Source organism: Vibrio toranzoniae, from assembly GCF_024347655.1.
GTDB lineage: Bacteria > Pseudomonadota > Gammaproteobacteria > Enterobacterales > Vibrionaceae > Vibrio > Vibrio toranzoniae.
Genome location: NZ_AP025514.1, coordinates 1,525,341 through 1,551,997 on the forward strand (window position 1 = coordinate 1,525,341; position 26,657 = coordinate 1,551,997).

General features: G+C 42.5%; 24 protein-coding genes. 20 read left to right on the forward strand and 4 right to left on the reverse strand.

Going from position 1 to position 26,657, the window contains the following annotated elements:
* Window positions 1–43 precede the first annotated feature (43 nt).
* Entirely contained in the window at window positions 44–2,098 is a 2,055-nt protein-coding gene (locus OCU50_RS06620; protein WP_060467687.1) for a methyl-accepting chemotaxis protein, read from the reverse strand.
* Between the two features lie 104 nt (window positions 2,099–2,202).
* On the opposite strand from OCU50_RS06620, the gene OCU50_RS06625 reads away from it, so the two are divergent.
* The gene (locus OCU50_RS06625; RefSeq protein WP_017057292.1) at window positions 2,203–2,688 is read left to right on the forward strand and encodes a C40 family peptidase; all 486 of its coding nucleotides are present in this window, start codon (window positions 2,203–2,205) and stop codon (window positions 2,686–2,688) included.
* Between the two features lie 80 nt (window positions 2,689–2,768).
* Here the strand turns inward: OCU50_RS06625 and OCU50_RS06630 are convergent, their stop codons facing one another.
* Window positions 2,769–3,113, reverse strand: coding sequence for a DUF3802 family protein (locus OCU50_RS06630; RefSeq protein WP_017057293.1), 345 nt, complete (start codon window positions 3,111–3,113; stop codon window positions 2,769–2,771).
* 528 nt (window positions 3,114–3,641) lie between these two features.
* Between OCU50_RS06630 and OCU50_RS06635 the strand changes: the two genes are divergently transcribed.
* Window positions 3,642–4,508 carry a fructosamine kinase family protein gene (locus OCU50_RS06635; protein ID WP_060467688.1) on the forward strand — a complete coding sequence of 289 codons (867 nt, stop codon included), beginning with the start codon at window positions 3,642–3,644 and terminating at the stop codon, window positions 4,506–4,508.
* A gap of 56 nt (window positions 4,509–4,564) precedes the next feature.
* Window positions 4,565–4,768 (forward strand): CPXCG motif-containing cysteine-rich protein, encoded by a 204-nt coding sequence (locus OCU50_RS06640; protein ID WP_082710327.1) that lies wholly within the window; start codon window positions 4,565–4,567, stop codon window positions 4,766–4,768.
* Between the two features lie 132 nt (window positions 4,769–4,900).
* On the opposite strand, the gene OCU50_RS06645 is transcribed toward OCU50_RS06640, so the two are convergent.
* Window positions 4,901–5,509 (reverse strand): riboflavin synthase, encoded by a 609-nt coding sequence (locus tag OCU50_RS06645; RefSeq protein WP_060467689.1) that lies wholly within the window; start codon window positions 5,507–5,509, stop codon window positions 4,901–4,903.
* 151 nt (window positions 5,510–5,660) lie between these two features.
* Here OCU50_RS06645 and OCU50_RS06650 point away from each other — a divergent pair, with 151 nt between their 5' ends.
* Window positions 5,661–7,031, forward strand: a complete 1,371-nt coding sequence (locus tag OCU50_RS06650; RefSeq protein ID WP_046224275.1) for an MATE family efflux transporter — start codon at window positions 5,661–5,663, stop codon at window positions 7,029–7,031.
* 114 nt (window positions 7,032–7,145) lie between these two features.
* On the opposite strand, the gene OCU50_RS06655 is transcribed toward OCU50_RS06650, so the two are convergent.
* Window positions 7,146–7,988 (reverse strand): DNA ligase, encoded by an 843-nt coding sequence (locus OCU50_RS06655; RefSeq protein ID WP_060467721.1) that lies wholly within the window; start codon window positions 7,986–7,988, stop codon window positions 7,146–7,148.
* A 294-nt stretch (window positions 7,989–8,282) separates the two neighbouring features.
* Here OCU50_RS06655 and OCU50_RS06660 point away from each other — a divergent pair, with 294 nt between their 5' ends.
* The 16 genes from OCU50_RS06660 (at window position 8,283) to OCU50_RS06735 (ending at window position 26,652) form a co-directional block, all read left to right on the forward strand.
* Window positions 8,283–8,612, forward strand: a complete 330-nt coding sequence (locus OCU50_RS06660; protein WP_017057299.1) for an STAS domain-containing protein — start codon at window positions 8,283–8,285, stop codon at window positions 8,610–8,612.
* A 62-nt stretch (window positions 8,613–8,674) separates the two neighbouring features.
* Window positions 8,675–9,508 (forward strand): OmpA family protein, encoded by an 834-nt coding sequence (locus tag OCU50_RS06665; protein ID WP_060467690.1) that lies wholly within the window; start codon window positions 8,675–8,677, stop codon window positions 9,506–9,508.
* On the forward strand, window positions 9,505–11,604 hold the full coding sequence (locus OCU50_RS06670) for an SLBB domain-containing protein (protein ID WP_060467691.1): 2,100 nt from the start codon (window positions 9,505–9,507) through the stop codon (window positions 11,602–11,604). Before OCU50_RS06665 ends, OCU50_RS06670 begins: the two co-directional genes overlap by 4 nt.
* Window positions 11,604–12,293 (forward strand): P-loop NTPase family protein, encoded by a 690-nt coding sequence (locus tag OCU50_RS06675; protein ID WP_060467692.1) that lies wholly within the window; start codon window positions 11,604–11,606, stop codon window positions 12,291–12,293. The genes OCU50_RS06670 and OCU50_RS06675 overlap by 1 nt, the downstream gene beginning before the upstream one ends.
* Window positions 12,294–12,660: 367 nt before the next feature.
* Window positions 12,661–13,056 (forward strand): Hpt domain-containing protein, encoded by a 396-nt coding sequence (locus OCU50_RS06680; protein WP_060467693.1) that lies wholly within the window; start codon window positions 12,661–12,663, stop codon window positions 13,054–13,056.
* Between the two features lie 249 nt (window positions 13,057–13,305).
* On the forward strand, window positions 13,306–14,841 hold the full coding sequence (locus OCU50_RS06685) for a sigma-54-dependent transcriptional regulator (protein ID WP_060467694.1): 1,536 nt from the start codon (window positions 13,306–13,308) through the stop codon (window positions 14,839–14,841).
* Window positions 14,822–15,964, forward strand: coding sequence for a glycosyltransferase family 4 protein (locus OCU50_RS06690; RefSeq protein ID WP_060467695.1), 1,143 nt, complete (start codon window positions 14,822–14,824; stop codon window positions 15,962–15,964). The genes OCU50_RS06685 and OCU50_RS06690 overlap by 20 nt, the downstream gene beginning before the upstream one ends.
* A gap of 256 nt (window positions 15,965–16,220) precedes the next feature.
* Window positions 16,221–17,594 carry an O-antigen ligase family protein gene (locus tag OCU50_RS06695; protein WP_060467696.1) on the forward strand — a complete coding sequence of 458 codons (1,374 nt, stop codon included), beginning with the start codon at window positions 16,221–16,223 and terminating at the stop codon, window positions 17,592–17,594.
* Window positions 17,595–17,686: 92 nt separating this feature from the next.
* On the forward strand, window positions 17,687–18,472 hold the full coding sequence (locus tag OCU50_RS06700) for an acyltransferase (protein WP_060467697.1): 786 nt from the start codon (window positions 17,687–17,689) through the stop codon (window positions 18,470–18,472).
* Window positions 18,465–19,583, forward strand: a complete 1,119-nt coding sequence (locus tag OCU50_RS06705; RefSeq protein WP_060467698.1) for a glycosyltransferase — start codon at window positions 18,465–18,467, stop codon at window positions 19,581–19,583. Before OCU50_RS06700 ends, OCU50_RS06705 begins: the two co-directional genes overlap by 8 nt.
* Entirely contained in the window at window positions 19,580–21,013 is a 1,434-nt protein-coding gene (locus OCU50_RS06710; protein WP_060467699.1) for a GumC family protein, read from the forward strand. Before OCU50_RS06705 ends, OCU50_RS06710 begins: the two co-directional genes overlap by 4 nt.
* Before the next feature lie 317 nt (window positions 21,014–21,330).
* Window positions 21,331–22,473: a glycosyltransferase gene (locus OCU50_RS06715; RefSeq protein WP_060467700.1), complete on the forward strand. Its 1,143-nt coding sequence runs from the start codon at window positions 21,331–21,333 to the stop codon at window positions 22,471–22,473.
* Window positions 22,470–23,657: a glycosyltransferase family 2 protein gene (locus OCU50_RS06720; protein ID WP_060467701.1), complete on the forward strand. Its 1,188-nt coding sequence runs from the start codon at window positions 22,470–22,472 to the stop codon at window positions 23,655–23,657. Before OCU50_RS06715 ends, OCU50_RS06720 begins: the two co-directional genes overlap by 4 nt.
* Before the next feature lie 9 nt (window positions 23,658–23,666).
* Window positions 23,667–24,326, forward strand: coding sequence for a sugar transferase (locus tag OCU50_RS06725; protein WP_017057312.1), 660 nt, complete (start codon window positions 23,667–23,669; stop codon window positions 24,324–24,326).
* 217 nt (window positions 24,327–24,543) lie between these two features.
* Window positions 24,544–25,422, forward strand: a complete 879-nt coding sequence (locus OCU50_RS06730) for a LysR family transcriptional regulator (protein WP_060467702.1) — start codon at window positions 24,544–24,546, stop codon at window positions 25,420–25,422.
* Window positions 25,423–25,521: 99 nt separating this feature from the next.
* Complete coding sequence (locus tag OCU50_RS06735) at window positions 25,522–26,652, forward strand: efflux RND transporter periplasmic adaptor subunit (protein WP_060467703.1); 1,131 nt, start codon at window positions 25,522–25,524, stop codon at window positions 26,650–26,652.
* Window positions 26,653–26,657 lie beyond the last annotated feature (5 nt).

A 26,657-nucleotide genomic window follows, 5' to 3' on the forward strand; every position in this document is an offset into this window, starting at 1 on the left:
TTGTGGTTCAGTTTTTAAGTTCTTAAGGCACTAGAAATATTCGCTATTTTTCTGCATCAAACTGGTATTTGTGAAGCATTTCCTGCTGATGTCCCGCTATCTCGGCCACTTGTTCTGAACTTTCAATCATTGATTCAAGTTGAAGCTTGGTATTTTCACCTTGTTCAGAAACGCGCGTGATTGAATGTGTCACGTCCACCGTTGCGCGTGCTTGTTGTTCTGTTGCCACCATAATTTGCTCAACACGTCCTTTTATCTGGCTAACCGCAACGTCTATTTTTTCAAACGCTTGCTTCACGTCCTCGCTAGTTTGCAGAGCATTGGCCATTTCGCTACGAGATTCAGTCACAGACGTTCGAGAGCGGTCAGCCGCAGCCACCAGCTCATTCATCATATTGCGAATGTTGGTGGTTTGTTGAGATGTGCCACTCGCCAATTTGCGTACTTCGTCAGCAACGACAGCAAAACCGCGGCCTTGTTCGCCTGCTCGCGCTGCTTCAATCGCTGCATTCAGTGCTAATAAGTTGGTGTTTTCTGCAATGCCACTGATCATATCGACCATTTCACGAATCTGTTTCACGCGGCCATCAAGGTCGGCCATTGATTCTTCGTTCATGCTTAGTGACTGTTCTAACGCTTGCAAACGTTGCTGGTTGAGCCCAACCACCTGGCTACCATTGACCGACTCGTCTTCTGCAACTTGTGCATCGTCATTGGATGCATTCGAAATACGTGCAATTTCACCGATTGACGCTTCCAGTTCAGTAATGGTGGTGATCATGTTCTGCAGCGATTCGTTTTGCTCGTTCAAGCTAGAATTAGTTTGTTCTGCAGCGTCGTGGCTTACTTCTGCTGTTTGGTAAAGCGTTTCACAGTTACGCGTCACCGATCGTACAGAATCGGCTGTCGAGTCTACAACGCTATTGAGCTTCGAAGCGATAACTTGAAGCTCTCTTGGCCCAACCAGTTCGCTTTGCTTTGAAAAATCGTGCTCAGCAAGGGAGCTTAGTTGGCAAGTGATGTTTTTGAGCCCTTTATTGACCCAACGACGTAACGCAAACCATGAAGTAGCAATAATAGCAGCGATCACTAATCCACTTATAAATAACACTCTGTCAATGGTCGCTATCGTTTGATTGACCACAGATTCACTTTCATCAATTAATATGGATGCAGTATTAGACAGTTGATTTAAGGTGCCTATCACGGTGTTGGCAAGCTTTATCACTTCAGCAAGGTCGGCTTCTTGTTGCTTGATTAACTTAAGCTTTAGCAGAATTTGTTTTAAGACACCATTGTCTTGGAATCCAGTCTGAACCATCTCATAAGGGGCCGTTAAACTTGCAAACTCAGTGATATCAGGGTGCCATTCTGAAAAATCGTCATAAGCGAGATTAATCCCAGCCATGCGATTACGTAGCTCTCGAAACTCACTTTCAGCTTTGTCTAAGTCCGATTGCATCATCAGCATTAGGAAGGTATTCGCCATTGACGAAGCACTCGCCGTGAAGCGGTTGGCGGCATCGTGTGCAGCGGGGTTTTCCTGAACAAGAAAAGAGCTAATACGATTCATCTCAGGTCCAATTGAATTTACACCATAGCGAAACTCAGCGACTTGGCCATCAATATGATTTTGTTTATTTTGAATCTCAATTTGAGACATCAAGACCTTGTTGGTCATAAGCTTTAATGCCGTCATGTCTTCAGTTAGGTTTTGCTTTTGTTCAACAGAAATCGCTTCAGGAAAAGATTGAGAGATAAAAAGGAGTTCCTCTAGCACTTTGTTACTTGACTCGACGAGTTGTTCAATAGATGAGCGAGTCGTATTCAATGTGTTTAGATCTTTCGATTGAGTACTGTAAGTGAGGAGCTTCACCTGCTCTAACACGTTTTGTGTCAGTTCTGCATTATGAAGAGCTAATGGTAGTGCTCGTTCGGACAACGCGTTGAAGTGACCCCCAATCCGTTCAACTCCCGTTATGCTGACCATCGACAAAAAACTAACTAGTAAAAGAATGGAGATAAATACGGTAGTGACGGTTTGGATGAGCGAGAATGTATAACGTGAGGGTTTTATTGATAAATTTGTGTCGGGCATGTGAAATCCAGTTTGACTACGAAAAGAGATATCCTTAAGTTAGTTTGTATACTAGAAGTCCTTGATGACGTTTTTATTTCATTTTTTTTTCAGAAGAGTTACATATGAAATTCAGAAAAATGCTTGCAGTTACAATAACTTTCGCAACATTAGCTGCATGTAGCTCGACCCCGTCTCCCTCTCAGCTTAGTCAAACCGCACAGAAACCTTTATCAAAGTCGGAACAATTGACTAAAAATGCTTATATGAGCGTGTATGAGCAGTGGAAAGGCGTGCCGTACCATTTCGGTGGAACCTCATTTAGAGGTGTAGATTGCTCCGCTTTTGTGCAGATTGCCGTGCAAAATGCGACCCAACAAGCTCTACCAAGAACCACAAAAGATCAAAGTCAAAAGGGAAAAGAAATTGCGTATGAACAGGCAACGAGTGGCGATTTGGTGTTTTTTAAGACATCGATGACTGTGCGACACGTAGGTGTCTACCTCGGAAATAATCAATTTCTACATGCTTCTACATCGAAAGGTGTGATTATATCGAGGCTGGATAACCCTTATTGGGCTTCCAAGTTTTGGCACTTTAGACGTTTATAACAGATCCACTGCAGGCTTATACCCGACCTTACACGCTCACTAATATGCTAGGTAAGCGTGCATCATAATATCAGTTCTATCTAATCGTATTTAGCGACGGCTGAATCAAATAGGTTTTTTACCAAAGCGATGTATTCGTCTAGAAATACAATTTGCTCGTTGGTTGCTTTTTTGGTCCACACACCGGCTAGCACTTCACCTAAATCAGCTACTACGGCATCAGCTTCTTTCAATAGCTGAAAACGAACGCTGGAATGTAACTCGGGATTTTGCTCGAAAATAGCCATGATGTTAGTTGAAATCATGTCAGTAATGATATCTTCAACACTTTCATTACCTGTATAGCCATTACTATTCGTAAAGACATCTAAGTTAAATGATAAGTGTTCGATCAAAGCCAAATAGCCATCGGTTTCTACAACCACAATAAATCTCCGTTTTAAGCTCTAGAGCAGATTAATACGTAATTGCCTAATACTATGTAAATGAAGTTATTTGTCATCACTTTATTACTAAAAATCATATTAAAATGCTCCTAATGAGTCTTTAAGCTTAAATTTCAAGCAATATACGGATGACATAGACAGTCACATGCTTCCAAAGAGTTAGACGAGTGTTCCAGCAGCGTGGCTTTCCACTGAATGATAGTACATTCTATCACTCTGAGGCTTTACCTAAGATGAAGTTGAAACAATAACAAGTCATGTCGACTTTTCCAGTTTATTACGATCAAAAACGTGCCGTTTGTGAGACTCGTCTCAAACCATTTATGACATCGTATTTTCAATTTATTCTTGTTTATCAATGAGCTTGAAATAGTTCGAGTTCACAAATCAACCAAATGAATCAACATAAGATGAATAAGAAACAAGAACATTGACGAGTACATCTATAAATTACTCAGATTTATCCTAAACTATTGCTATTAAACAAACATTCCCTGAGGGTTATCTATGTGGCAAGCCATTTCTCAACAGCTTTCAGATACACTTCTATTTAGCTTCCAGATTACTGAACGCACCAAGCTCTCTGGTGGCGACATTAATGATTGCTATATGATAAGTGATGGTAACGAGCGTTACTTTGTGAAAGTGAATCAGCGAGAATTTTTACCAAAGTTCGAAATTGAAGCCGAGAACTTGCGTTTGTTGAGAGAGACCTCCACGGTTTATGTTCCCGAACTCGTACTTATTGGTAAAACTAAAGAGTGCTCATTCATCATTCTTAATTACTTACCAACCAAGCCGCTAGAAACTGGCAATAATAGCTTTGATTTCGGCGTTCAACTTGCTCGACTTCATCAATGGGGTGAACAGAAAGAATTTGGTTGCGATCAAGACAATTACATCGGTAGTACACTGCAGCCTAATCCTTGGCATAAGAAGTGGGGGCGATTTTTCTCAGAACAACGCATTGGTTTTCAACTGCAACTGTTGAAAGAAAAAGGCATTAAATTCGGTGACATTGATGAACTCGTTGATGTTGTTAATATGCGCCTCGCAGGCCACAACCCTCGCCCTTCTTTGCTTCATGGTGATCTTTGGTATGGCAATGTTGCGAACTCTGCTTTTGGTCCAATCTGTTATGATCCAGCCTGTTATTGGGGTGATCATGAATGTGACTTAGCATTAACAGAGTTGTTCGAGGGGTTTCCAAAAGAATTTTATGAAGGCTATCAAAGCGTCAGTACACTCGATATTGGCTATACTGATCGCAAAGACATTTACAATTTGTACCACCTGCTTAATCACTGTAATCAATTTGGCGGTCATTATTTGGCACAAACCGAAGCGTGTATTCAGAAAATTCAGGCCGTTTAATGCTAATCACCGTAATTTACTAGGGTTGGTGTTGGTTACAGTGGGGAGAATTTGCCATGCATAAATACACCGAAAAACATGTCTCCTGCCCGCATTGTGGGCACGCCATCAATATAACGCTTGATGCGTCCAACGGCAGCCAGGAATTTTATGACGATTGTCCTGTGTGTTGCAATCCGATTCACTTAGATATGCAGGTCGACGAGATAAGAGACAAAATAAGCCTATCCATTGACGCTGATGACGAGCAGGTGTTTTGAGTCGTATGTATTGATATCCCACATGAGAGAGAAAAAGAGCACATCAAGTGCTCTTTTCTAATTATATTGTGTCTTTATCGCCATGTTCCGGGCTGATTCGAGAGTAAACGAAACTTTAAAGTAAACAGAAAGCTATTTCTGATTAGCTAGTACGCGTTCAACGGTATCGACAATGGCTTGTGTTTGAGGGTCGAATTCAATATTTACATCATCCCCTACTTTACGACCACCAAATAGAGTTCGGTTTAATGTTTCTGGTATTAAATGCACAGAGAAACGATTGTCTTTAACTTCACCAATAGTCAATGAACACCCATCTAAACCAATGTAGCCTTTACTTAGTACATATTTCATTGATGTTTCTGGCAATTCGAACCATAGCGTACGATTGTTTTCAGTTGTGATCACTTCGACCAGTTTAGCCATAAGAGCAATATGCCCAGACATACTGTGACCACCAATTTCATCGCCAAACTTGGCTGCACGCTCTACATTTACTTGATCTCCAACATTCAATTGACCAAGGTTCGTTAACCTCAACGTTGCTTGCATTAAATCAAATGCGACATGGTTTCCTGAAATTTCAGTGACAGTCAAGCAACAACCGTTATGGGCTAATGAAGCGCCAATCACTAATCCTTCAATCATTTCATCTGTTAGCTCAATGGTATGAGTCTGAAACAACTCTTTTTTATTTATAGCAACCAATGTTGCCATTCCTTGAACGATACCTGTAAACATAAGATTCCTATTTAGCGTATTACTATCAGTTTTTAATAGCAGTTATTGTGACATTTCTTTATGATTCGTCCAATGGAAGCTTAATGATCAGTGCCTCTGATTTCTTCTGAACGTCTATCCCTCATACTACTAATCTAATTTGGAGTAATTTGTGCATCGTTACAAAGAAGAAGCCTCAAATCTAATCAAACTTGCGACCCCTGTATTGATCGCATCCGTAGCACAGACCGGAATGGGTTTCGTCGATACCGTGATGGCCGGTGGCGTGAGTGCCATTGACATGGCCGCAGTATCAATAGCTGCGAGTATTTGGCTTCCTTCGATCTTGTTCGGTGTAGGCTTATTGATGGCATTAGTCCCAGTGGTTGCTCAACTTAATGGCTCAGGTCGTCAAGTTAAAATTCCATACGAAATTCAACAAGGCGCGGTGCTGGCGTTGTTGATATCACTGCCGATCATTGGCGTACTTTTTCAAACTCAAGCCATACTTGAGCTAATGGACATTGAAGCCTTGATGGCTCAAAAAACCATTGGCTATATGCATGCGGTAATGTTTGCGGTGCCTGCTTTCTTACTTTTTCAAACCTTAAGAAGTTTTACTGACGGTATGTCTTTAACCAAACCGGCAATGGTGATTGGTTTTATTGGTTTGTTGCTAAACATCCCGCTTAACTGGATGTTTGTATACGGTAAGCTTGGAGCTCCTGCTCTGGGTGGTGTTGGTTGTGGCGTAGCAACGGCTATCGTTTATTGGATAATGTTTGCTCTACTATTTGCATACATACTCACTTCGAAGCGTCTCGCGAAGATCAACATCTTTGGTCAATTCCATAAACCTGAGTTAAAAGCACAAATCCGTTTATTTAAGCTAGGTTTTCCTGTAGCCGCGGCACTTTTCTTTGAAGTGACCTTGTTTGCGGTGGTTGCTCTTCTGGTCGCTCCATTAGGTTCATTAGTGGTTGCAGCGCATCAAGTCGCCATTAACTTCTCGACTTTGGTGTTTATGATTCCAATGAGTATCGGCGCTGCTGTGAGTATTCGTGTGGGACATAAACTCGGCGAGAATAATACCGAAGGCGCTAAGATTGCGACCCATGTAGGGATTATTGTTGGTTTGGTTACCGCCTTTATGACCGCAGCATTGACGGTGTTGTTTAGAGAACAAGTATCATTATTGTATACAGAAAACACCGCAGTGATCACCATTGCCATGCAGCTTCTTATTTTTGCCGCGGTATATCAATGTACTGATGCTATTCAAGTGATCGCGGCGGGTGCATTACGTGGATATAAAGACATGCGTTCTATTTTTAACATAACCTTTATTGCGTATTGGTTACTTGGTCTACCGACGGGTTATATTCTTGGGATGACGGATTGGCTTGTGGAACCAATGGGGGCTCACGGCTTCTGGATTGGTTTCATTATCGGACTCACTTCAGCCGCAATGATGCTTGGTATGCGCCTGCACTGGATGCACAAGCAAGATGACGTTGTACAGTTAGAATTTAGTTCTCGTTAAATGCTCAATTGCTAAATTGATAGAACCGATACCACAAATAAAAAAGAGCTCTGACTTTCTTAAGATAAGAGTCTAGAGCTCAATTTTTTACTGTATGAGTTCAGTGAATGTAGTCTAATATTCACTCTTCTCTCGAACGAAGCGGGCAAACTTCGGTTTTCCATTTTGCGTAAAGCCATTATAACGAAAGGTAATCCTGCTGCCGATTTCAGGAGGTGACAGTCTCATTTTATCGCTAAATCCACTACCGATATAGAACTCAACCCCCTCTTCCGTGTGGACCAAAATTGAACCCATCATCCCCTTGTATTTTCCTGTACCACTTTTGTAACCAATGACTGTTGCTTCCGCATCATGATGCCTTTTCAGTTTTAGAAGATCATTACTTCGACCTGCCTGATAACGACTTGTGATCTTGCGGAGCATCAAACCTTCCCCGTTACGTTCATCGATATTGTCTAACTGATGAAATAACGCCTTTTCATTTTTGATTGGGACATGTTCAATATAACCCACATGAGACTCGTCAATTAGACTCACCCAATGCAAGATATTATAGTAGCGTTTTTGGTAATCTCCCGCCGCTCCCGGCATATCGAATAACATGAATTTTATTTCACGCCATGCAGTATCACTAGGGGTATGATCAAGAACAGTCGATTGCACTAAATGGAACTTGCCTCTACCGGCCCATAACTCCCCTTCAAGGCGGACCTTTGGTAGCTGTTCAGTAAACCACGTTGGTGCATAAATCTGGTTTCCGTTACGAGTATAGAGATGGTTACCATCCCACAGCGCCCGAATCCCATCGAGCTTTTCACTTTTCCAATATTCAGAAACATTAATACCTTGCTGGTATGTGTTTGCCAATACTAAATTTTCTGGCGGTAAATTGTATGAATGAGATGAAAGCGAACACGCCCATAAAGTCGCTATAGCCAGTTTGGTTAGCCTCATTATCTGCTCCATATTAGTAACTCCTTCAATCCTAAGCGTTCCACTCCATAGATAGACAAACTTTGGAATAGGATGCGATCCAGACATCAACCTTATTTAATTTTAAATTTCATTCATAAAATTAATGACTTATAACTCACAAAAATTAGGCCATTTCTAATTCTCATATTGAGAAACAACCTTTATCAATATGAGATTAAAAACAATAGACGTTGTAACTCATTGAAAAACAATAAAATTAAAACTGGCATGCTACATGCTCTTGTTAAGTCATACATTAAAGGAGATAGCATTATGGAATTACGTAAAATTGACTTAGACACTACAACACTGACTCTTTCTATTTTTGGCAACTTAGACGCAGCAGGTAGCCGCGAGGCGCAAGCCGATATTGATGATGTTATTTCAAATTATGGGCATCAAGAAATCGAAGTGGATTTTAGCCAAGTTCAGTTTCTTGATTCATCAGGTGTAGGTGCCATTGTTTATATGTTCAAACGTCTTACGGAGCGAGAAAGAAATATGCGTTTAGAAAATGTCTCAGGACAACCTCTTGAAATTATGCAGCTACTTCGCATTGGCCACGCGATCCCAGTTAACTCAAAAAATCCTACTAATTCATGAAGATCCACTAAGCTAGAAATAACAAAACATAATAATAAAAATAGAAAACAAAGGACGTTGGCATGAAAATACTGAAAAATTATATAGGCCTTTCTCTGTCTTTTCTTGTTCTTGGTTGTACAAGCTACCCGGAGCAAGGCACGGGGGGATTGGCTGAAAGTTATGATTCCATTAACTATCAAAATTCAGATTTATCGCCAGTCATGCCTGACGAACCACTCGGCCCAGAACACGGCTTACGCTTTGATTGGCAATTAGCAAAACTGCACCTAAATGCCTTAATTCAGGAAGGCGCTCGTTGGTGCTTTCCTGCTGCGGTACTTCAAGCCATCGAAAAGCAAAACCGAATTGCACGCGAACTGCAAGGTGGGTTGTTGTTAGATGCTGCTAACGATTTGGTTATTCAAAGAAAACGCCTTAATGAACTTGAGCTCCAACTTGATTACGTGACCTCACAGGCTCGTTGTGAACCTCCTAAGAATGAAAGTCAATTCCGTATGCAACTGTCGATGATTGAGCTGTTGTATGACCTACTCAATGTCGACAATCAATTCGCGAAAAACTCTACCGAAGTAAATCCTAAGTACATGGGACACCTCGCTGAGGCGGCCAATATTTTAAAGCAAAATGAATCGCTAGACCTCATTGTTACGGGGCATGCAGACGCAAGCGGATCAGAAACTTACAACAACAAACTGGCGCTCGGCCGTGCTAAACAAGTTGAGCGTTACCTCACTATCTTTGGGTTAAGCCCACAACGAATCAAAGCCGTGTCAGTCGGTGAAACAGTACCACTTTTCGAAGGTGAGAATGACGAAACACGTTTAACCAATCGTCGGGTAAGCATTGAAGTGATCTCGCATGAAAATGCGGCGAAAATGGGAGGCGCACTATGAAAATACTACTGACGTTTATTATTACCATCTCGCTATGCTTTGCAGCCACAATCAATGCAGAAGACAAATTTTCAGGTGCAGTACAAGTGGGCGATCTTATTCAAGTCAATTTACCCGGAGAAGTCACCTTGAATACAGGTTTTCAGGTTGACAAGCGCGGGCGAATCACTCTTCCGGAAGTGGGTACAATTTTTGTCGCGGGTTACGATAACGACCAGTTGAATCAAGTCGTGCTTGAAGCACTAGCCTCCGCATATAAAGATCTAACTAACGCTTCAGTTTACGTGAAAGAGCAGCAAATCATTATCGCTGTTCAAGGCTACGTAGAAAAGCCAGGTGAATACACATTGTCATTGGGCTCTAGTATTCAAATGGCATTGTATGCTGCAGGTGGTCTGCGTCCGGGCGCACAATTAGACAAACTTATCTTAAAACGCGGGGCTGGTAAGACAGAGTTTAACTATAAACGTTTCCTTGATTCTGGTGATGAATCTACCTTACCAACGCTTCAATCGCTCGATTCTTTGTTTGTTCCAGCTTCTCCGTTAGTAGGCAACATCGAGCAAGAGTTTGATGCTGCAAAACTTGCTAACTCTGGCGACAGTGCCGATTCTCGCAACGCCATTAAGGTGTTTGGTGAAGTGAACGCACCTGGCTCATTTACTTACAAAGAGAACGCCGACTTAGTTGATGTACTGATGCGTTCTGGTGGTGTAACCCGCTATGCCGGCGTCGAACAAATCCGCGTAATTTCGAACAACACACCGACCCTGCTTAACCTTAAGCGCTACCTAGACTCTGGAGATGAAAGCTTGTTGCCCGTCCTCCAACCCGGCTCAACCATTTTTGTACCGAAACAAGAAGAAGAGATTAAATCTGGTGCGAATACCGTTTACGTCATGGGAGAAGTAGCAGCACCTGGTGCTTTTGAAGGTAAAAAAGACGCGACATTTATGGATATTCTTGCGAATGCTGGTGGCCCGACTCGATTTGCTGAGTCTAGACAAATCCGTGTTATCAAATCCAATGGCCGTGTACTTAAATTTGACTTAGCAGCCTATACTGAAGGCATATCAGATTCAGCTCCCCCTTCAATTCAGGCGGGTGACGCGATTTTCGTTCCTGAAAAAACCGATATGAATGAGAAGTCTTGGTTGAAAATTACGCCCAATAGAGCCGTTAATGTTATTGGAGAGGTGAATCGCCCCGGTCGTATCGAATGGTCAGATGAAATGAATTTCATGGGTTTGTTAGCTCATGTGGGAGGCCCAACTCTACGTGCAGACACGTCAAAAATTGAGGTGGTGACAGGCAGAAAACTGGTTGTGTTTAACCTTGATGAATTTATTAAAAACGGCGCCCCACGAGATCAGATGCCCTCCATTAGAGCGGGTTCAATCGTTCGTGTTCATGACTTACCACAAGATCCTTCAGACAATAAATCACAATGGGTTCGTCAAAGCTCAGATGCTTCGATCTACGTTTTTGGTCAAGTGAATTCCCCCGGTCGTTACCGTTTTACCAAGGACATGCACTTCTTAGACATATTGTCTGCCGCTGATGGCCCAGCTAAAGGTGCCGATATACACAATATTAGAGTGACACATCGTGACAAAACCTATTCGCAAGTAAGCAAGCTAAACTTATCCGTTTACTTTGAAACTGGTGATGAATCATTGCTGCCAAACGTGACCACTGGTGACACCATTTACATTCCAGAGAAAAACAAGAATTGGTTAGATACGCCAAAAGAAGCAACCGTTCGAGTGCTGGGCGCTATCAACAACCCTGGTCGTTATGTGTTCAACGACAATATGACTATCCTTGATATATTGGCAGAAGCAGCAGGCCCTACCGACAATGCTTACGTAGAAAAAATTACCATCGTCAATATGTCTTGCTGCCAAGGCCAAGCACGCACCTTCAACCTTATCGAGTTCAGTAAAACCGCGAATATTTACAATTTACCGGTATTGCGCGCGGGTGACACCATTTACATTCCTGACCGTCGTGAAAGTTTTCTTGAAAAAGCCCGTGTAGGGTTAGATGACATTCTTCGTCTCACGACCACCATCGTTCTTATAGGAGCTTTATAATGACTATTTCAGCCACGCATGCCGAAGTTGAACAATTGTATTTAGCTTCGGAACTTAATGGTCAGCGTTCGATTTGTGTTACGGCTTGTCAATCTGGTGACGGTGTAACATCTATCGCCACTGCACTTGCAGAACGTTTTTTGTTGGCAGGTCACTCTACGCTTTACGTAGACCTTAACCTGTTTAATCCTGGGTTTAAGGATGTAAACATGCTTGAAGAAGATCAGTCAGGCCAACTTATAGAGCACATAGAGTCACAACGTATGTTCCTTGGGGTCCCGGCCCCACAATTGGCGTCTGCTCAACTGGCATACAAAGATCCTTCGACGCTTCAAAAAGCAGTAACCCAATGGCTGCACAGCTATGATCGTGTCATCGTCGATACCTCACCACTACTGAATATCAACAAAGGCAATATCCCAGCTCAATCCGTCGCAAGTGCTTGTGATTGTGCATTACTGGTTGTCGCCTATGGTGAAACGTCAACTCATCATCTAGAGCAAGCTAAGCAACTACTCGACGCAAAAAGTATCTCTCTCATGGGCTGCGTAATGAATATGAAACAACATCCTAGTTTCGCTCAAGAGCTCGTTAGGCAGATCAATCGGATGAAGTTCATTCCAAAAAAAATTCGCGATAACTTGGCGAATAAGCTGCATCGTAATGAATTCTTAAACCTGTCGATGTAATCTGTTAGCTGTCATTAAAAACTGACAGCTTACTCCCCTCATAGCGCTTCCAGCCTTTAAACCCTTAAACTCTACATAATCAATCCTCTTACTGAGGAAATCATTAAGACACTGATTTTTAAAGAAAAGAAATCACATTTTCGCTCATAGTCTATGGTTTCGACACCTTAAAAACACTCAAGAACAACTAGGTATAGGTTTACATTCAGGCCTTTATTAAGTCATTAGCTAGAGCCAGTCGACTAATTCTCATTTTTTACCGGCAAGCAGTTGAAATTATTCTAATAAATGACTAAAACTTAATAATGCTCAAAGTATATATACCTCAAGCGAGCGTATTTACTCGCGGGACAATCAAGGAGTTAGTGTGGACAACTCGACTTTAGCTTCAGACACCTCTGCAGAAGTGGGTGCAGAACTTGTTGATGAGCGAATTATAAAACAGCTAATTCATGACACAAGTGCGGAGGTTATCCCTATTCTAATCGATCACTATGTTGAAGAATCACGCACGCGCTTAGCCGCCATTAGACATGCCGCCACCAATAACGACGCACAAGCCCTCGAATTTGAAGTACACACTATAGGCAGTACGGCATTGGTGTTAGGCAACCGCCCTCTATCAGTGCTGTCTCGAACTTTAGAAAAACAATGTCTAGAGCAAGAGTATGATGCCGCCTTTCTTAGGGTTGAAGAGTTGTTAGAGCTCGCAGACCGTTCAATTAAGGCTTTACTGAAAAGAAAAAACGAAGGCTTTAGTTAATAAGTCAGCTTTCGAATTATTCTGGAAGAGGAAAACTTCGAATAGGACAGTATCAATACTTATTTAAGTATCTACAGTAGGCTTAACCACATTCATTGTTAAGAACCAGTGATTAAGAACGATTCGCTACTCACCAAGTGCTATTAAAGATATTGTACACGTAGATAACAATTCCACTTGTTTCATGTTGATGGTTGCATATCACTATGCTATTGATTGATTAGGATAAAGTTTCAAAAGGAAGACTCAATGCGCCCTAAAGTATTGTTGGTTGAAGACTCCACCTCTCTCGCAGTGCTCTACAAACAGTATGTTAAAGACGAGCCTTACGATATATTTCATGTTGAGACCGGTACTGAAGCAAAAATATTCATTGAAAGACACGCTCCACAACTGGTTATCCTTGATTTGAAACTGCCCGATATGCCGGGTGAAGAAGTATTGGATTGGATCAGTGATAATGACATTCCCACAGCCGTTGTAATCGCAACTGCACATGGTTCCGTGAATATCGCTGTTGACCTCATTCAACGTGGCGCGGAAGATTTCTTAGAGAAGCCCATTCAGGCCGACCGTCTGAGAACGTCAATCAACCTCCACCTACGTAGAGCTAAGCTCGAAAACCTTGTCGACGACATCCAGAGTAAGTTCGATCGTAACCGCTTTCATAATTTCATTGGCTCTTGTTTACCCATGCAAGCGGTTTACAAAATCATTGACTCGGTAGCACCCACCACCGCAAGCGTATTCATCAACGGCGAAAGTGGTACGGGTAAAGAAGTCTGCGCAGAAGCCATTCACCAAGAAAGTCAACGTAACGGTAAACCATTCGTTGCCATTAACTGTGGTGCGATTCCTCGTGATTTAATGGAAAGTGAAATTTTTGGTCACGTAAAAGGCGCTTTCACTGGAGCGACAACTGATCGTAAAGGTGCAGCAATGCAGGCCCATGGCGGAACCCTATTTCTTGATGAACTTTGTGAAATGGAATTGGAGATGCAAAAAAAGCTGCTGAGATTCTTGCAAACCGGAACCTTCACACCGTTAGGTGGTCATCGAGAAATAAAAGTTGATGTCAGAATTATCTGCGCAACTAACCGTGATCCACTCGTTGAAGTTGAAGAAGGCCGATTCCGAGAAGACCTTTATTACCGGGTACATGTCGTGCCTATCGAAATGCCCCCCTTAAGAGAACGTGGGAGTGATATTCTCACCTTAGCTAACCACTTTTTAAAGCTGTACGCTAAGCAAGATAAAAAGAAATTCAAATCCATCGACAAAGAAACACAGACACAACTCAAACGTTACCCATGGCCAGGAAATGTTCGTCAATTACAGAACGTCATTAGAAACATAGTGGTGTTAAACAACGAAACGAGCGTGACTATAGAGATGGTACCGCCGCCAATCAACAGAATGGATATTGCGACGCCGAAAAGTGTTACTTCAATACGAAATGTAGCGTCGCCCTCTGTTGCTGCGCCTCAAGATACCGCTGTCTCCGAAACTAGATTACCACCAATCACCCCTGAAGAGCTGCTGCACACTTCAACGACTCACGATCACAAAATGCCAGTACAACATGCTCCAATAACGCCGCCACTAACAACCAGTGATGGCGCAATTCGCCCTATGTGGCAAATTGAACGTGAAGCAATCCAGCACGCTATTAATCATTGTGATGGTAATGTACTAAGCGCTGCCGTATTGCTAGAACTGAGCCCTTCTACTGTTTATCGTAAGAAACAGGCTTGGGAATCAGAGAATGAGTACAATCAAGCCTAATCAATTGAACACGACGATACTCACTTCGGCTCAACAACAACTTGCTCTTGGGCATGATGAAATTTGGCTGTTGCTCGACAGCCAAACTTTCGGAGGAATTGAAACTCACGTTATTGAATTAGCAATGGGTTTAATTGAGCATAAACAGAAAGTAAGAGTCGTTCTTCTCACTAAGTTCAACCCTCCACCGCCGATTATCACACGCTTAAACCAATTACAGCTTCCTTACTGTCACCTCTGCGAGCTTGCTCCAAATAGCCAAAACGCACTATCTCAACTCAAACAGGCAATTACCGAATACCAACCTAGCTTTATCCATGCCCATGGTTACAAAGCGAGCATAGTGAGTAAGGTCACTAAGTTCACGACGACTCCGAACAAACTGCGTCAAATATCCACTTATCACGCAGGAGAAAAGCCAAGAGGAAAAGTGTGGCTCTACGATTTTCTCGACCGGTATAGCGGTTTTATCTCTAATCACTCTTTAGTGGTGAGCGATAAAATCAGAGATAAGATTCCAACGAAAACAACACTGCTCAATAACTTCATTTCAATCCCGGAACGATCCTGTTCATCTTGCAAGTCTAACTCGACAGTTCCTGGCGTATTAAAAGAAAACACCAGCATTTATGACATAGGTTTTGTTGGACGCTTGAGCCACGAAAAAGCCGCCGATAGATTTGTAATGTTAGCGAAGTCTAACCCAAATCAACACTTCCACATTTTCGGTGATGGCCCTGAACGACAATCGTTAGAGTGTAATCAACCTGCTAATCTCACCTTTCATGGCCTCCAAACAAGTATGGAAAAAGCGTGGCAAACCATCGATGTATTAGTTGTACCTTCTCGATATGAAGGTTTACCGATGGCAGCACTCGAAGCCATGGCACGACGAATCCCTGTTATCGCCACAGCGGTTGGTAATCTACCACAGTTGATTGAACATCAAACCAATGGTTACCTCGCTCAAAGTGAAGCAGAACTCCATAAATGCCTGCAGAACTGGATCAACCTTCCTCTTCAAGATAAAAGCACGGTGGGAGATAAAGCAAGAAGCACCATCATTGAGCGTTACTCCCCTCAAGCTGTTATTCCCCAAATCTTAAAGTGTTACGGCTCATAATTTCCTTCTAATCAGCTACTTCAATCTCTTTAATTCTCCATTCAATCTGATTCTTAATTTGAACAATCGTCAAAGTACACCCCATCTATATTTGAAATATTCATCAAATACAGCGATTTAAATTTAATACGTATGTGGCACTTACCTTGCAGTCTCTTGTTAATAAGTAAAATTATTGATTGTTTTTTGAATCAAATTGTCGATTAGAAATGCCTATCAACAGAACTAGCCGATATATCCGTTTCTAGGAGATGCAATGAAATATCAAGCCAACAGAATACCACTCATTATTGGGCTATCCACCTTAAGCCTACTGATTGGTGCTGCTTGGTATTTGGTTCCTCATCCAGCGATGGTGATATTGATCGGCTTCATTCCTTTAGGCGCACTGTTTATTATCAACAAAGCATTTTGGTTTGTGATCCTGTTTGTGGTGTTTTCATTTTTTAGAATTCATGAAGCTTTACCGCTACTTTACCCTTTGAAAATACCTTTGCTGCTATCCATGGGGGCCTTATCGGCACTGTTGTGGCACTCACTAATCAGTAAAGAGCTAAAAATCTATTGGCACCCTTCACTCAATTGGCTTTCTATATTTTGGGTGTTAACCATTATTGGAATCGTATTCGCGTCGAACCGAACCATAGCGCTCGCAGAGTTCAAAGGCATTTATTGGAAGATAATAGTCATGTCCCTCGCTATCGTTTGGCTCGTTAACACAACAGAAAATCTTGCTAAAACAGCGATGACCATCATCTACGCCGGCGCATTAGTGAGTACTATCGCCGTTTATAACTCCGTGAACAGCATCGGTCTTGTGGAAGGCTCCAGAGTGACCATTGGACGAGATTTTGGTTCGATGCTTGGTGACCCGAACGACCTCGCTTTGGTGTTGCTTTTCCCACTCGCATTCGCTATTAGTCAAACCACGACGCCAGGTATTTCCCATTTCAAGCGAATAATAAGTGCGCTAGTTTGTGTCCTATTGTTAGCGGCGATTATTGCCACTCAGAGTCGTGGCGGATTACTTGGCTCTATTGCGGTAATAGGTATTTTTGCTTTGAAATTGATTCGTTCAAAAGTGTTGTTGCTATCGCTAGGATCCATAGCTGCGATTATACTTTATCTTGTCGCAGGCATTGCCGACAGAGCCTCTGGAGGCGCTGCTGAGCAAGGCATTGATGAATCTGCCATGGGGAGAATTTACGCTTGGGAAGCTGCAATAAAAATGGCCGTGGAAAACCCATTGACTGGTGTTGGATTAAACAACTTCTTCTCAAATTATTTCTTTTATAGCGCCCACTGGGATGGTTTAAATCACGCGGTTCACAGTACATGGTTTGGCGTTCTAGCAGAAACAGGCTTTATTGGTCTCATGATTTTTGTCATCCTAATTATCTCATTAATCAGAACTTCTCGCTCCACACTAGCAAGACTGTCTGAAGCAGGTACGGCGGTCGCTCCCGAGCTTAATGCAGTGGCTTATGCTGTCTATGCGGGTTTAATTGGTACCATTGTATCAGGCACCTTCCTAACACAAGGTTTCAACTGGCCAATTTACATATTAGCCGCACTTACCGTTTGCGTATCAAACGTGTCTCATACTGCTTGTCAAAATGAAAAAATCTAAAAGACAAGCTGTAACCATATGAAATTTATATATTTATTTAGTGGCACGCAATATGAAAGACTTCTATGTAACAACGTAAAAGGAATTTCATTATGACGACAGTATCCGTACATCAATTCAAACATTGGCTTAAGTTTCACCCAAACTCTCGAATTCGAAATGTATTTTCTGTTTTGAAAAGCGTAAGAAGCGCAGAGCTACCGACCCCACAAATGGTTAACCGTTGCCTTTACCAATTACACAAGTTAGTTGTGAGCATGATTACGGGCTTTACTCGTTTTTGTTATTGGACACCCGCATTCAAAGGAAGAGTCACGCAATGCGGAAAACATTTGTATCTGTACGGTGGTTTACCGTTTGTGAGTGGTCCTTTACAAATTTCAATTGGCGATAACTGTCGAGTTTCTGGCCACACCACATTTTTAGGGTGTTCTCAGCCACTAGACAGTTTCATGCCCCCTCTTCTATCGATTGGCAACAATGTTGATATCGGCTGGCAATCAACGATTGCAGTGGGCAAACGCGTCATCATCTCTGACAATGTTCGTATCGCTGGCGGTGCATTCTTGTTTGGGTATTCGGGTCATCCTCTTGATGCAAAACGAAGAGCTGATGGTGAAGGCGATGATCCCCAACAGATCAGCGATATTATCCTCGAGCGAGATGTGTGGCTAGGCACAAACGTGACCGTAAAAGGCGGTGTGACCATTGGTGAAGGTGCTGTGATTGCTGCAGGTAGTGTCGTCATCAAAAGTGTCCCGCCATTTGCAATTGCAGCCGGCAACCCAGCACGAGTTGTAGGACAGATTGAATCTGTTGAAGCGGCCAAACAAAATACCGCTAAATCGTTTGAAACTCATAGAGGTGACCATGCGTGATCTAATCGTATTTGGTGAAGACTTTGGCGGACTTCCTTCATCCACTCAGCATCTGATTCGCCACTTAGCTAAGACACACAAAGTGCTATGGATTAACTCCATTGGTTTAAGACAACCTAAACTGTCAACAAAAGATGTCATGCGTGCGTTCAACAAATGGTTTGGTAAAACCAATGCCGTGACACAGAATATGCTCGATGCAAATGAACACAGTCATATTACGGTGGTAAACCTAAAAACTATCCCCGCACCTTCATCAACATTAGCAAGAAAGCTTGCACAAATGCTCATGTTGAAACAACTAAAGCCCATTATCGCAAAGCTAAACATGCGGGCACCGATCTTGTGGACGTCACTTCCTACCGCTGTCGACCTGTGTGGTCACCTTGGTGAATCTGCAGTGGTTTATTATTGTGGAGACGATTTTAGCGCATTAGCCGGAGTTGACCATCAAACTGTTACAGAGCATGAATCCGATCTGATAAAAAAATCGCACCTAATCTTTGCCGCGAGTAAGACATTAATAAACAAGTTTCCAGAAGATAAAGTCCAGTTGTTGCCACATGGCGTAGATGTAAGCCTTTTCTCTACTCAAGTACCGAGAGCGAAAGACTTACCCAGTAATCACAGACCAATCGCAGGTTTTTATGGAAGCCTATCTCAATGGCTCGATTACGGCCTTATTGAACATGTAGCGACAGCAATGCCCGACTGGGATTTTGTTTTCATTGGCCCGAATGAGCTTGATAGTTTAGCGCTTCCTAACCTTGACAATGTTCATTACCTTGGTCCAAAACCCCACCATTCTTTGCCAAGTTATTCGCAACATTGGGATGTGAGCCTTTTACCATTTGTTGATAACGAACAGATTCGTGCATGCAGCCCTTTGAAGCTCATGGAATACCTTGCGGCAGGAACGCCTATCGTAACCACGCCTTTTCCAGCGCTATTACCTTATCAAGATCACGTCACAAAAGTCAGTAACGCACAACAAATGATAGAGGCGTTAAACAAAGCTCAGCAGCTTACCAACTCACCACTATCACTCGTTGAAAAAGACAGCTGGCAGAACCGTGCCAAGTTCGTACACTGGATGTTGGAGCTACTATGAATAATCTGAAATTGCGGTTATTGATTCTTTTGAATGCAATGTGGCGTCAACGCTACGTAATATTAGTCCCGATTCTTGTTCTCCCCTTCGTTGGGTTCGGAGTCAGTAAACTGGCTCCTACCAAATATGATGCTCACACCAGCATGTTGATCCAAGAAACCGCAAAGATGAACCCTTTCTTAAAAGACATCGCTGTATCGACAATGCTTAAAGATCGAATTAGCGCACTGAGAACACTATTGCATAGCAGCCATGTACTTTACTCAGTGGCGGAAGAGCTTAAATTGCTCACGCCGGAAATGTCCAATTTCGACAAAGAGACACTCATCTCCGATTTGTCACAACGTTTATCAGTCACTCAACTAGGAAAAGATTTTCTAAAGATAAGCCTGAGTTCAAACACTCCAATTGGCATGGAGTCAACTCTTCAGTCAGTCAGCGAACATTTTATCGAACAGCTATTAGCGCCGGAGCGTTCATCAATTCAAGACTCTAGTAGCTTTTTAAAAGTACATATTGACGAACGCAGCGCAGAATTAGCCAAAGCAGAGGAAGCGTTGGCGCTTTATGTAAATGAAAACGTACACTCAACACCTGAAGTTCAGAGTCAGAGTTTGAATCGACTAGCGTCACTCAAACAAACATTGGCCGAGAAAGAGGCGGAGTTATCTGGTGTCCAAAAAAGCCTAGGCTCGATTGATCAGCAACTATCGAAAACCAACCCGGTAATTGGGCGCCTAGAAGATCAATTGATTGATATTCGTAGTGAGCTAACCTTGCTACAAGCGAAATACACAGACAAACACAGCGCAGTTCAAGCCAAGGTTCGCGAACTAGAGAGGCTGGAGAACGAGCGCAAGACATTGCTGGCTCTCAAACAACCAGGAATGAACAATGACCAGTTGTGGGATATAGCCAGTAGCGCAACATTGAGTAAGCTATCCGACAATCAACCATTGCTGGTCACACAATTGCAAAGCCTTCAATTAGTTCGAGCACGCTTTGAATCATTAACAGAAGAAACAAAAAGCCTTCGCACTATAATCTTTGAATTGGAAAACAAGGCCAACAACTTCGGTGAAAACGCAAAAGAGATGTACCGACTTCAACGAGATGTGAAGATCAAACGTCAGTTATATGATGAACTTACTGAACGCTATGAAATGGCACAACTAACAGGCTCTCTAGGTATATTCGAGCAGAACAAGCGAGTCAAGATTATTGATTTGCCTTTTACACCAAGCGTAAAATCTAACATGCCGACATTCGTATTTATCCTAGCAGGTTTGGTTGCTGGCATTGGTCTTGGTGTCGGTTTAGCGGTGTTATTCGAATTGTTTGATTCTTCTATCAAACGTAAAGAAGAAATCGAAGATATTTTGGGCGTTCCTGTGATCACCGTTATCCCCAAAATGAGCAATCCAATTTAAGACTTAACCAATACACCAGCTTCGTACTGGTGTTTTTCTTTCTATGGGCACTTTTTTACGCTTGTATTTTCATCTCTGCCATTTATCTTTATCAGATTAAAACACCGCCTCGCCTTATTCTTCTCCCACTTAATTAGTCTCTTACCTATTTCGACATTCTGTTTTGATTCCTATTTTGAGAATAACAAGAGGATAAAATAAAAAAGAAATTAAGCTGTTGATAATTAAAGATTAATTAATTGGCACAACTCGTGCAGTTATTGAATAACAAAATGAAAACGAAACAACTTAGATAACTTAATAGCAGGGAGAGCGCTATGGAAAACCAACTCACAACACATGGGAAGAAGGTAATACATGTTGTTCAGCATCTCGCTCCTGGAGGCCTAGAGACACTCACCTTAGATTTGCTTCGCCTTGCTAAGCCTTGTGACCAAGTGTTTATTGTAAGCTTAGAGGGAACAAAACAAGAGTCTATTGATAACTGGCCAAAGTTAGAGCGTTACCAAAACCAAATCATATTTCTAGACAAAGAGTCAGGCATTCAATTCAATGTTATTCTCAAGTTGATCAAAGAATTCAAATCTATTTGTCCAGATGTGGTTCATACTCATCATATTGGCCCACTACTTTACGCGGGATATGCCGCTCGCCTCACCGGTGTACAGACCCGAATCCATACCGAACACGATGCGTGGCATCTTCAAGACGATAAACGCCGTCATCTACAAGCACTAGCACTGAAAGCCGTTCAACCAACACTCGTGGCCGATGCAACACGTGTCTACAACCAACTCCGCTCAGCTTTCACCTACAACAATATTATTACCATCAGAAATGGCGTTGATTGCGACAAATTCAAGCCAGTATCGAAAATAGAAGCACGAACAGCGTTAGGCCTACCACAAGACAAGAACATTGTTGGTTGCGCAGGTCGATTGGAGCACGTTAAAGGTCAAGATCAACTGATTCAAGCTCTTGCACTGCTGCCTAAAAATACCATCGTAGCTTTTGCGGGCGACGGTTCTAAACGAAAACAATTAGAACGATTAGCTAACAACCTCAACTTGAAAGATCGCGTCATCTTTCTTGGATTAGTTGATGACATGACGACTTTTTATGGTGCACTCGATACTTTCTGCCTACCTTCACGTCATGAAGGATTACCACTTTCTACATTAGAAGCTCAAGCTTGTAACATTCCGACCGTCGCGATGAATGTGGGGGCTGTCGAAGAAACACTCTGTCCAATCAGTGGACATCTTGTCAAAAATGGCAGTATCACAGGGTTAGCAGGCGAACTGCTTAAAGCCACTCTCAACTCATCAGTCAAGAAGCAACATCAAATAGCTCTAACCTTTGAAAATACTTCTAACCCTCGTCGCTACGTTCTTAATAACTTCGACATTGTGAAAATGGTCGCGTCTTATGACGTCATTTCTGAAGGAGCTTACGCATGATTGATTGGGTACTCGCAAGTCTATGTTTGTTTTCTGGAATGCTAATTGTCTACCATCACGCCGCTTACCCCATTTTGTTGCGTTGGTACGCAAAACGTAATCCAGTGCGTCAAGTATCAGAAAGCTCTCGTTGTTATAAAGAGGAGCAACGAGACTCGACTCTTCCCTCTATCACCATTCTAGTTCCTGCTTTTAATGAAGAACAATGGATAGCTGAAAAGATTCGTAACCTCGCTTCGTTAGATTACCCAAGAAAGAAACTGCAGGTCATTATCGCGTGTGATGGCTGTAACGACAACACGGTCGAAATTGCACAAATGGCAATCCAAGAAGCGATGTGTAGTGATGTTCACTTCGAGATACATGACTATGCTCAAAATCGAGGAAAAGTCGCCATTATCAACGAAGAAGTAACAAACATAACCAGCAATATCATTGCTCTTAGTGACGTTTCAGCACTCATTTCATTGGATGCGTTATTGATTGCTGCTGCTCATTTTGAAAATGACAAGGTTGGTGTCGTTAATGCCACTTATCAATTATACCCAACGGAAAACACAGGTGAGAATAGTTATTGGCAGTATCAAACCGCTGTCAAAGAGTATGAATCGTCAATGGGTTCGAGCTTAGGTTCTCACGGTGCCTTCTACTTATTCCGAACTAAACTGTTTGAGTTATTACCTCATAACGCCATCAATGATGATTTTATCTTACCCATGCAAATCGTCAAACAAGGCTATATCGCTGAATACGAAACGCAAATGGTGGCTTTAGAATTAGAAGAATCAAACCTAAAGACAGACTTCAATCGACGTTTGCGAATTTCTGCTGGCAACATGCAACAAGCGATTCTGTTGTGTGGCTTGTTTAACCCTAAATTTAAAGGCACCGCTTTTGCTTTCTTCTCCGGGAAAGGCCTACGACTTCTCACTCCTTATCTAATGATTATGTGCTTAGTTTGCTCCGCCCTTCTCAAAGAAAACCTGTTATTCGAAGTGTTACTTTGGATACAAATCGCGGTCTACAGCATTGGTGTACTGGGCTGCATCATGCCAAAAGCCCTGATCAATAAGCCTATTTCATTAATTTCTTATTTAATCGTTGGTCATTATGCCAACTTCATTGGTGGCGTACGTTACCTACTGGGACTTGAAAACTCCCCTTGGACTCGAGTGAATCGTTAAGGACTGACCATGATGAACATTGATCAATTATCAAACCTGAATCTATACCAATACAAGATTTCTCGCGCGAAACGCACCTTTGATTTTGTTAGCTCTTTACTCGCGTTAGTCATCTTATCTCCAGTGTTCCCATTTATCGCACTGGCTATTGCACTCACTTCTCGCGGCCCGATCTTCTACCGTCAACTGCGCGTCGGAAAATCGACACCGGAAAAGATGGAGATTTTTGAAATCATGAAGTTTCGTAGCATGTATCAAGATGCGGAAACTCGCTCAGGTGCAGTGTGGGCAACGGAAAATGACCCTCGAATCACACCAGTTGGTCGTTTTTTAAGAAAAACACGCCTTGATGAGCTTCCGCAGTTGTTTAACGTGTTGAAAGGGGAAATGTCATTAATTGGCCCTCGCCCCGAGCGCCCGACGTTCTATAACAAACTGGAAAATGAAATCCCTTACTTTGCTGACCGTACTTATGGTGTTATGCCTGGTATCACAGGTCTTGCACAGGTAAACCAAGGGTATGACACGTGCATTGAAGATGTTCGTCGCAAAGTTGGCTTCGACCACAGTTATGCTCTTAGTCTATGTTCTATGAGATCATGGATTGCTGCAGACCTAAACATTATGACAAAAACAATTTTGGTGATGGTTGATGGCCGAGGTCGCTAGTATCGAGTTGCGGTAACCTTTGGTCACGTTAAAACGTAGCTACGTTCAAATATAGCTACATTCAAGTATAAACTTTCTTGCTTAGCATTGGTTAATTCGGATCCAACTCAAACTGATGAGTACTTAATTGCTCATCGGTTTTTTTCGATTTCGTATACCATTTAATATACGATACCTGCTAATCATCCCCAGCCCGTATTCGAATCCGTCCATCACTATGAAAATCGAAGACCTGAAACTATTCACAACCGTTGTTGAGCTTGGCAGCTTTACCGCAGCCGCTAACGCATTAGATCTCCCACGTGCGAATGTAAGTCGACGGATCAACGATTTAGAGAAAACACTCAATATTCAGCTGTTCTTCCGTACTACTCGGAGTTTATCGGTTACTAAATCGGGTGAGCTCTACTATAACGAATTACTGAAAGCGTTAAGTGCACTCGAAAAAGCCAACCACGTGGCGTCTAACCTTTTAGAAGTCCCACATGGTCGCGTGAAAATTGGTTTGCTTCCAGAGACTGGCGATATCGTTCAATCTACCCTATTTAAATTTCAAGATTTATACCCTGAGGTTGAGCTCGATATAAGAAGTATCAGTAACGGATTTCTTGATATGTACCGCCAAGGATTAGACCTCGCAATGCATGGTGGCCGCTTAAGTGATTCCAACGTAGTCGCGCGTAAGGTGATGGATTTACGACGTATTTTTGTTGCGAGTCCAGAATACATAAAAAAATACGGTAAGCCTTCAACGGTTGAAGAACTCTCTCGCTTTCCATGTGTTTGTTTCCGTTGGCCAAGCGGTGATATAGACAAAGAATGGCAAGTCTCTGATCATATAATTAAGGTTGAACCTTCTATCGTCAGCGACAGTATAGGTTTCGTAAAAGGTGCATCTACACGCCACCGAGGCATCGCTCTGTTACCAGAACTGATGGTAAGGCAAGAACTAAAGGACGGCTCACTGATTAACCTATTCCCTATTGATGTCATACAAAAAGAAGAAGCTTGGCTATTGTATCCACAACGTAAAGCTTTGAGCCATGCCAGCCAATTATTGATTGACTTTTTGTTACAAGAACTGCCAAATATATAATTATTGTCACGATTATCATGACAGTGTTATACCGTTAACACTGATTATCTGTGACTTACATCTAGATAGAATTGCGCCATCAATTTTTAGGAACAATTAATGATGTCAATCTATCGCTACTCCCTACTTGCCACTACGCTTCTGCCTCTTATCGGTTGCAACCCATCTGCTATCACTGAACCATCCGTTACTTCTGCGCCATCGAGCGCTTCTATCAAAGTAACACAAGAGCAACCTATCCAGGTCATTCAGCTTGAACCGCTTGCGAACCAAGCTCAAAAGTCATTTACAGGTAAACTAAAATCTTCTGAAACCGCGGGCGTGGCATTTCGTGTTCCTGGCACCATTCAAAGTATCTTAGTTTCTACGGGAGACACTGTAGTTAAAGGCCAACCTTTAGCAGAACTTGATCCGCATGACTATCAAGTGACATTGGAAGAATTACAAGCTCGCGCACTAGAGGCGAAGTCAGCACGTAAACTTGCTAAGGTGGAGCTAGCGCGCGTGAAACAAGCGATTGATGACAACGCCATTGCCAACGTCAACTTAGACCGAGCAATCAGTAGCTACGAGCGTAGCGAATCGGCTGTTAAAGTGGTGGAGCAAAATATCCGTCGCGCTAAAGACTCCATTCGTTATACCCAACTACTTGCGCCTTTCGATGGAGTCGTTGCTTCTTCGAACTTTGACCAGTACGAGCAAGTTCTACCGGGCACCTCTGTATTTACGATTCACAACCCAGACCAACTGGAAGTTACAATTGATGTCCCTGAGAATCTCATTCATAAGTTCAGCCCTGATCAACAATCGAAAATTAGTTGGTATGGTTCAAAGCTAGGTCTAACGGCTTACGCTAGCGAGATCTCGACTCAACCGCACCCAATCAAACAAACCTACTCGGTGACCTACCGTTTAGCACCAATCGGTGATGATCGAGTGAGTAGGCAGCTTTTACCGGGCAAAGCCGTAACCTTGTCGACTCAGCTAGATGACATCTCCAATAACTTCTGTCTACCTTATTCAGCTATTGTGAATCAATCAGGTATCGAGCAAGTGTTCACGATCGAAAATGAGCAAGCGCAAGGTGTGATGGTTAGTGTTATGTCACTTAAAAAAGACTCAGCGTGTGTTGAATCAACATTGAAGGGGGGTGACTACGTTGTAGTTAGTGGTTCTCAATACGTTATCGAAGGCCAACATTTCTCCAATATCCAAGTTAAGAGCCTGTAGGTAAA

Bases quoted from the DNA above. Each gene is read 5' to 3' on its own strand.
- OCU50_RS06620 (WP_060467687.1), bottom strand. From the start codon at position 2,098: ATGCCCGACACAAATTTATCAATAAAACCCTCACGTTATACATTCTCG.
- OCU50_RS06625 (WP_017057292.1), top strand. From the start codon at position 2,203: ATGAAATTCAGAAAAATGCTTGCAGTTACAATAACTTTCGCAACATTA.
- OCU50_RS06635 (WP_060467688.1), top strand. From the start codon at position 3,642: ATGTGGCAAGCCATTTCTCAACAGCTTTCAGATACACTTCTATTTAGC.
- OCU50_RS06640 (WP_082710327.1), top strand. From the start codon at position 4,565: ATGCATAAATACACCGAAAAACATGTCTCCTGCCCGCATTGTGGGCAC.
- OCU50_RS06645 (WP_060467689.1), bottom strand. From the start codon at position 5,509: ATGTTTACAGGTATCGTTCAAGGAATGGCAACATTGGTTGCTATAAAT.
- OCU50_RS06655 (WP_060467721.1), bottom strand. From the start codon at position 7,988: ATGAGGCTAACCAAACTGGCTATAGCGACTTTATGGGCGTGTTCGCTT.
- OCU50_RS06660 (WP_017057299.1), top strand. From the start codon at position 8,283: ATGGAATTACGTAAAATTGACTTAGACACTACAACACTGACTCTTTCT.
- OCU50_RS06665 (WP_060467690.1), top strand. From the start codon at position 8,675: ATGAAAATACTGAAAAATTATATAGGCCTTTCTCTGTCTTTTCTTGTT.
- OCU50_RS06670 (WP_060467691.1), top strand. From the start codon at position 9,505: ATGAAAATACTACTGACGTTTATTATTACCATCTCGCTATGCTTTGCA.
- OCU50_RS06675 (WP_060467692.1), top strand. From the start codon at position 11,604: ATGACTATTTCAGCCACGCATGCCGAAGTTGAACAATTGTATTTAGCT.
- OCU50_RS06685 (WP_060467694.1), top strand. From the start codon at position 13,306: ATGCGCCCTAAAGTATTGTTGGTTGAAGACTCCACCTCTCTCGCAGTG.
- OCU50_RS06690 (WP_060467695.1), top strand. From the start codon at position 14,822: ATGAGTACAATCAAGCCTAATCAATTGAACACGACGATACTCACTTCG.
- OCU50_RS06695 (WP_060467696.1), top strand. From the start codon at position 16,221: ATGAAATATCAAGCCAACAGAATACCACTCATTATTGGGCTATCCACC.
- OCU50_RS06700 (WP_060467697.1), top strand. From the start codon at position 17,687: ATGACGACAGTATCCGTACATCAATTCAAACATTGGCTTAAGTTTCAC.
- OCU50_RS06705 (WP_060467698.1), top strand. From the start codon at position 18,465: ATGCGTGATCTAATCGTATTTGGTGAAGACTTTGGCGGACTTCCTTCA.
- OCU50_RS06710 (WP_060467699.1), top strand. From the start codon at position 19,580: ATGAATAATCTGAAATTGCGGTTATTGATTCTTTTGAATGCAATGTGG.
- OCU50_RS06715 (WP_060467700.1), top strand. From the start codon at position 21,331: ATGGAAAACCAACTCACAACACATGGGAAGAAGGTAATACATGTTGTT.
- OCU50_RS06720 (WP_060467701.1), top strand. From the start codon at position 22,470: ATGATTGATTGGGTACTCGCAAGTCTATGTTTGTTTTCTGGAATGCTA.
- OCU50_RS06725 (WP_017057312.1), top strand. From the start codon at position 23,667: ATGATGAACATTGATCAATTATCAAACCTGAATCTATACCAATACAAG.
- OCU50_RS06730 (WP_060467702.1), top strand. From the start codon at position 24,544: ATGAAAATCGAAGACCTGAAACTATTCACAACCGTTGTTGAGCTTGGC.
- OCU50_RS06735 (WP_060467703.1), top strand. From the start codon at position 25,522: ATGATGTCAATCTATCGCTACTCCCTACTTGCCACTACGCTTCTGCCT.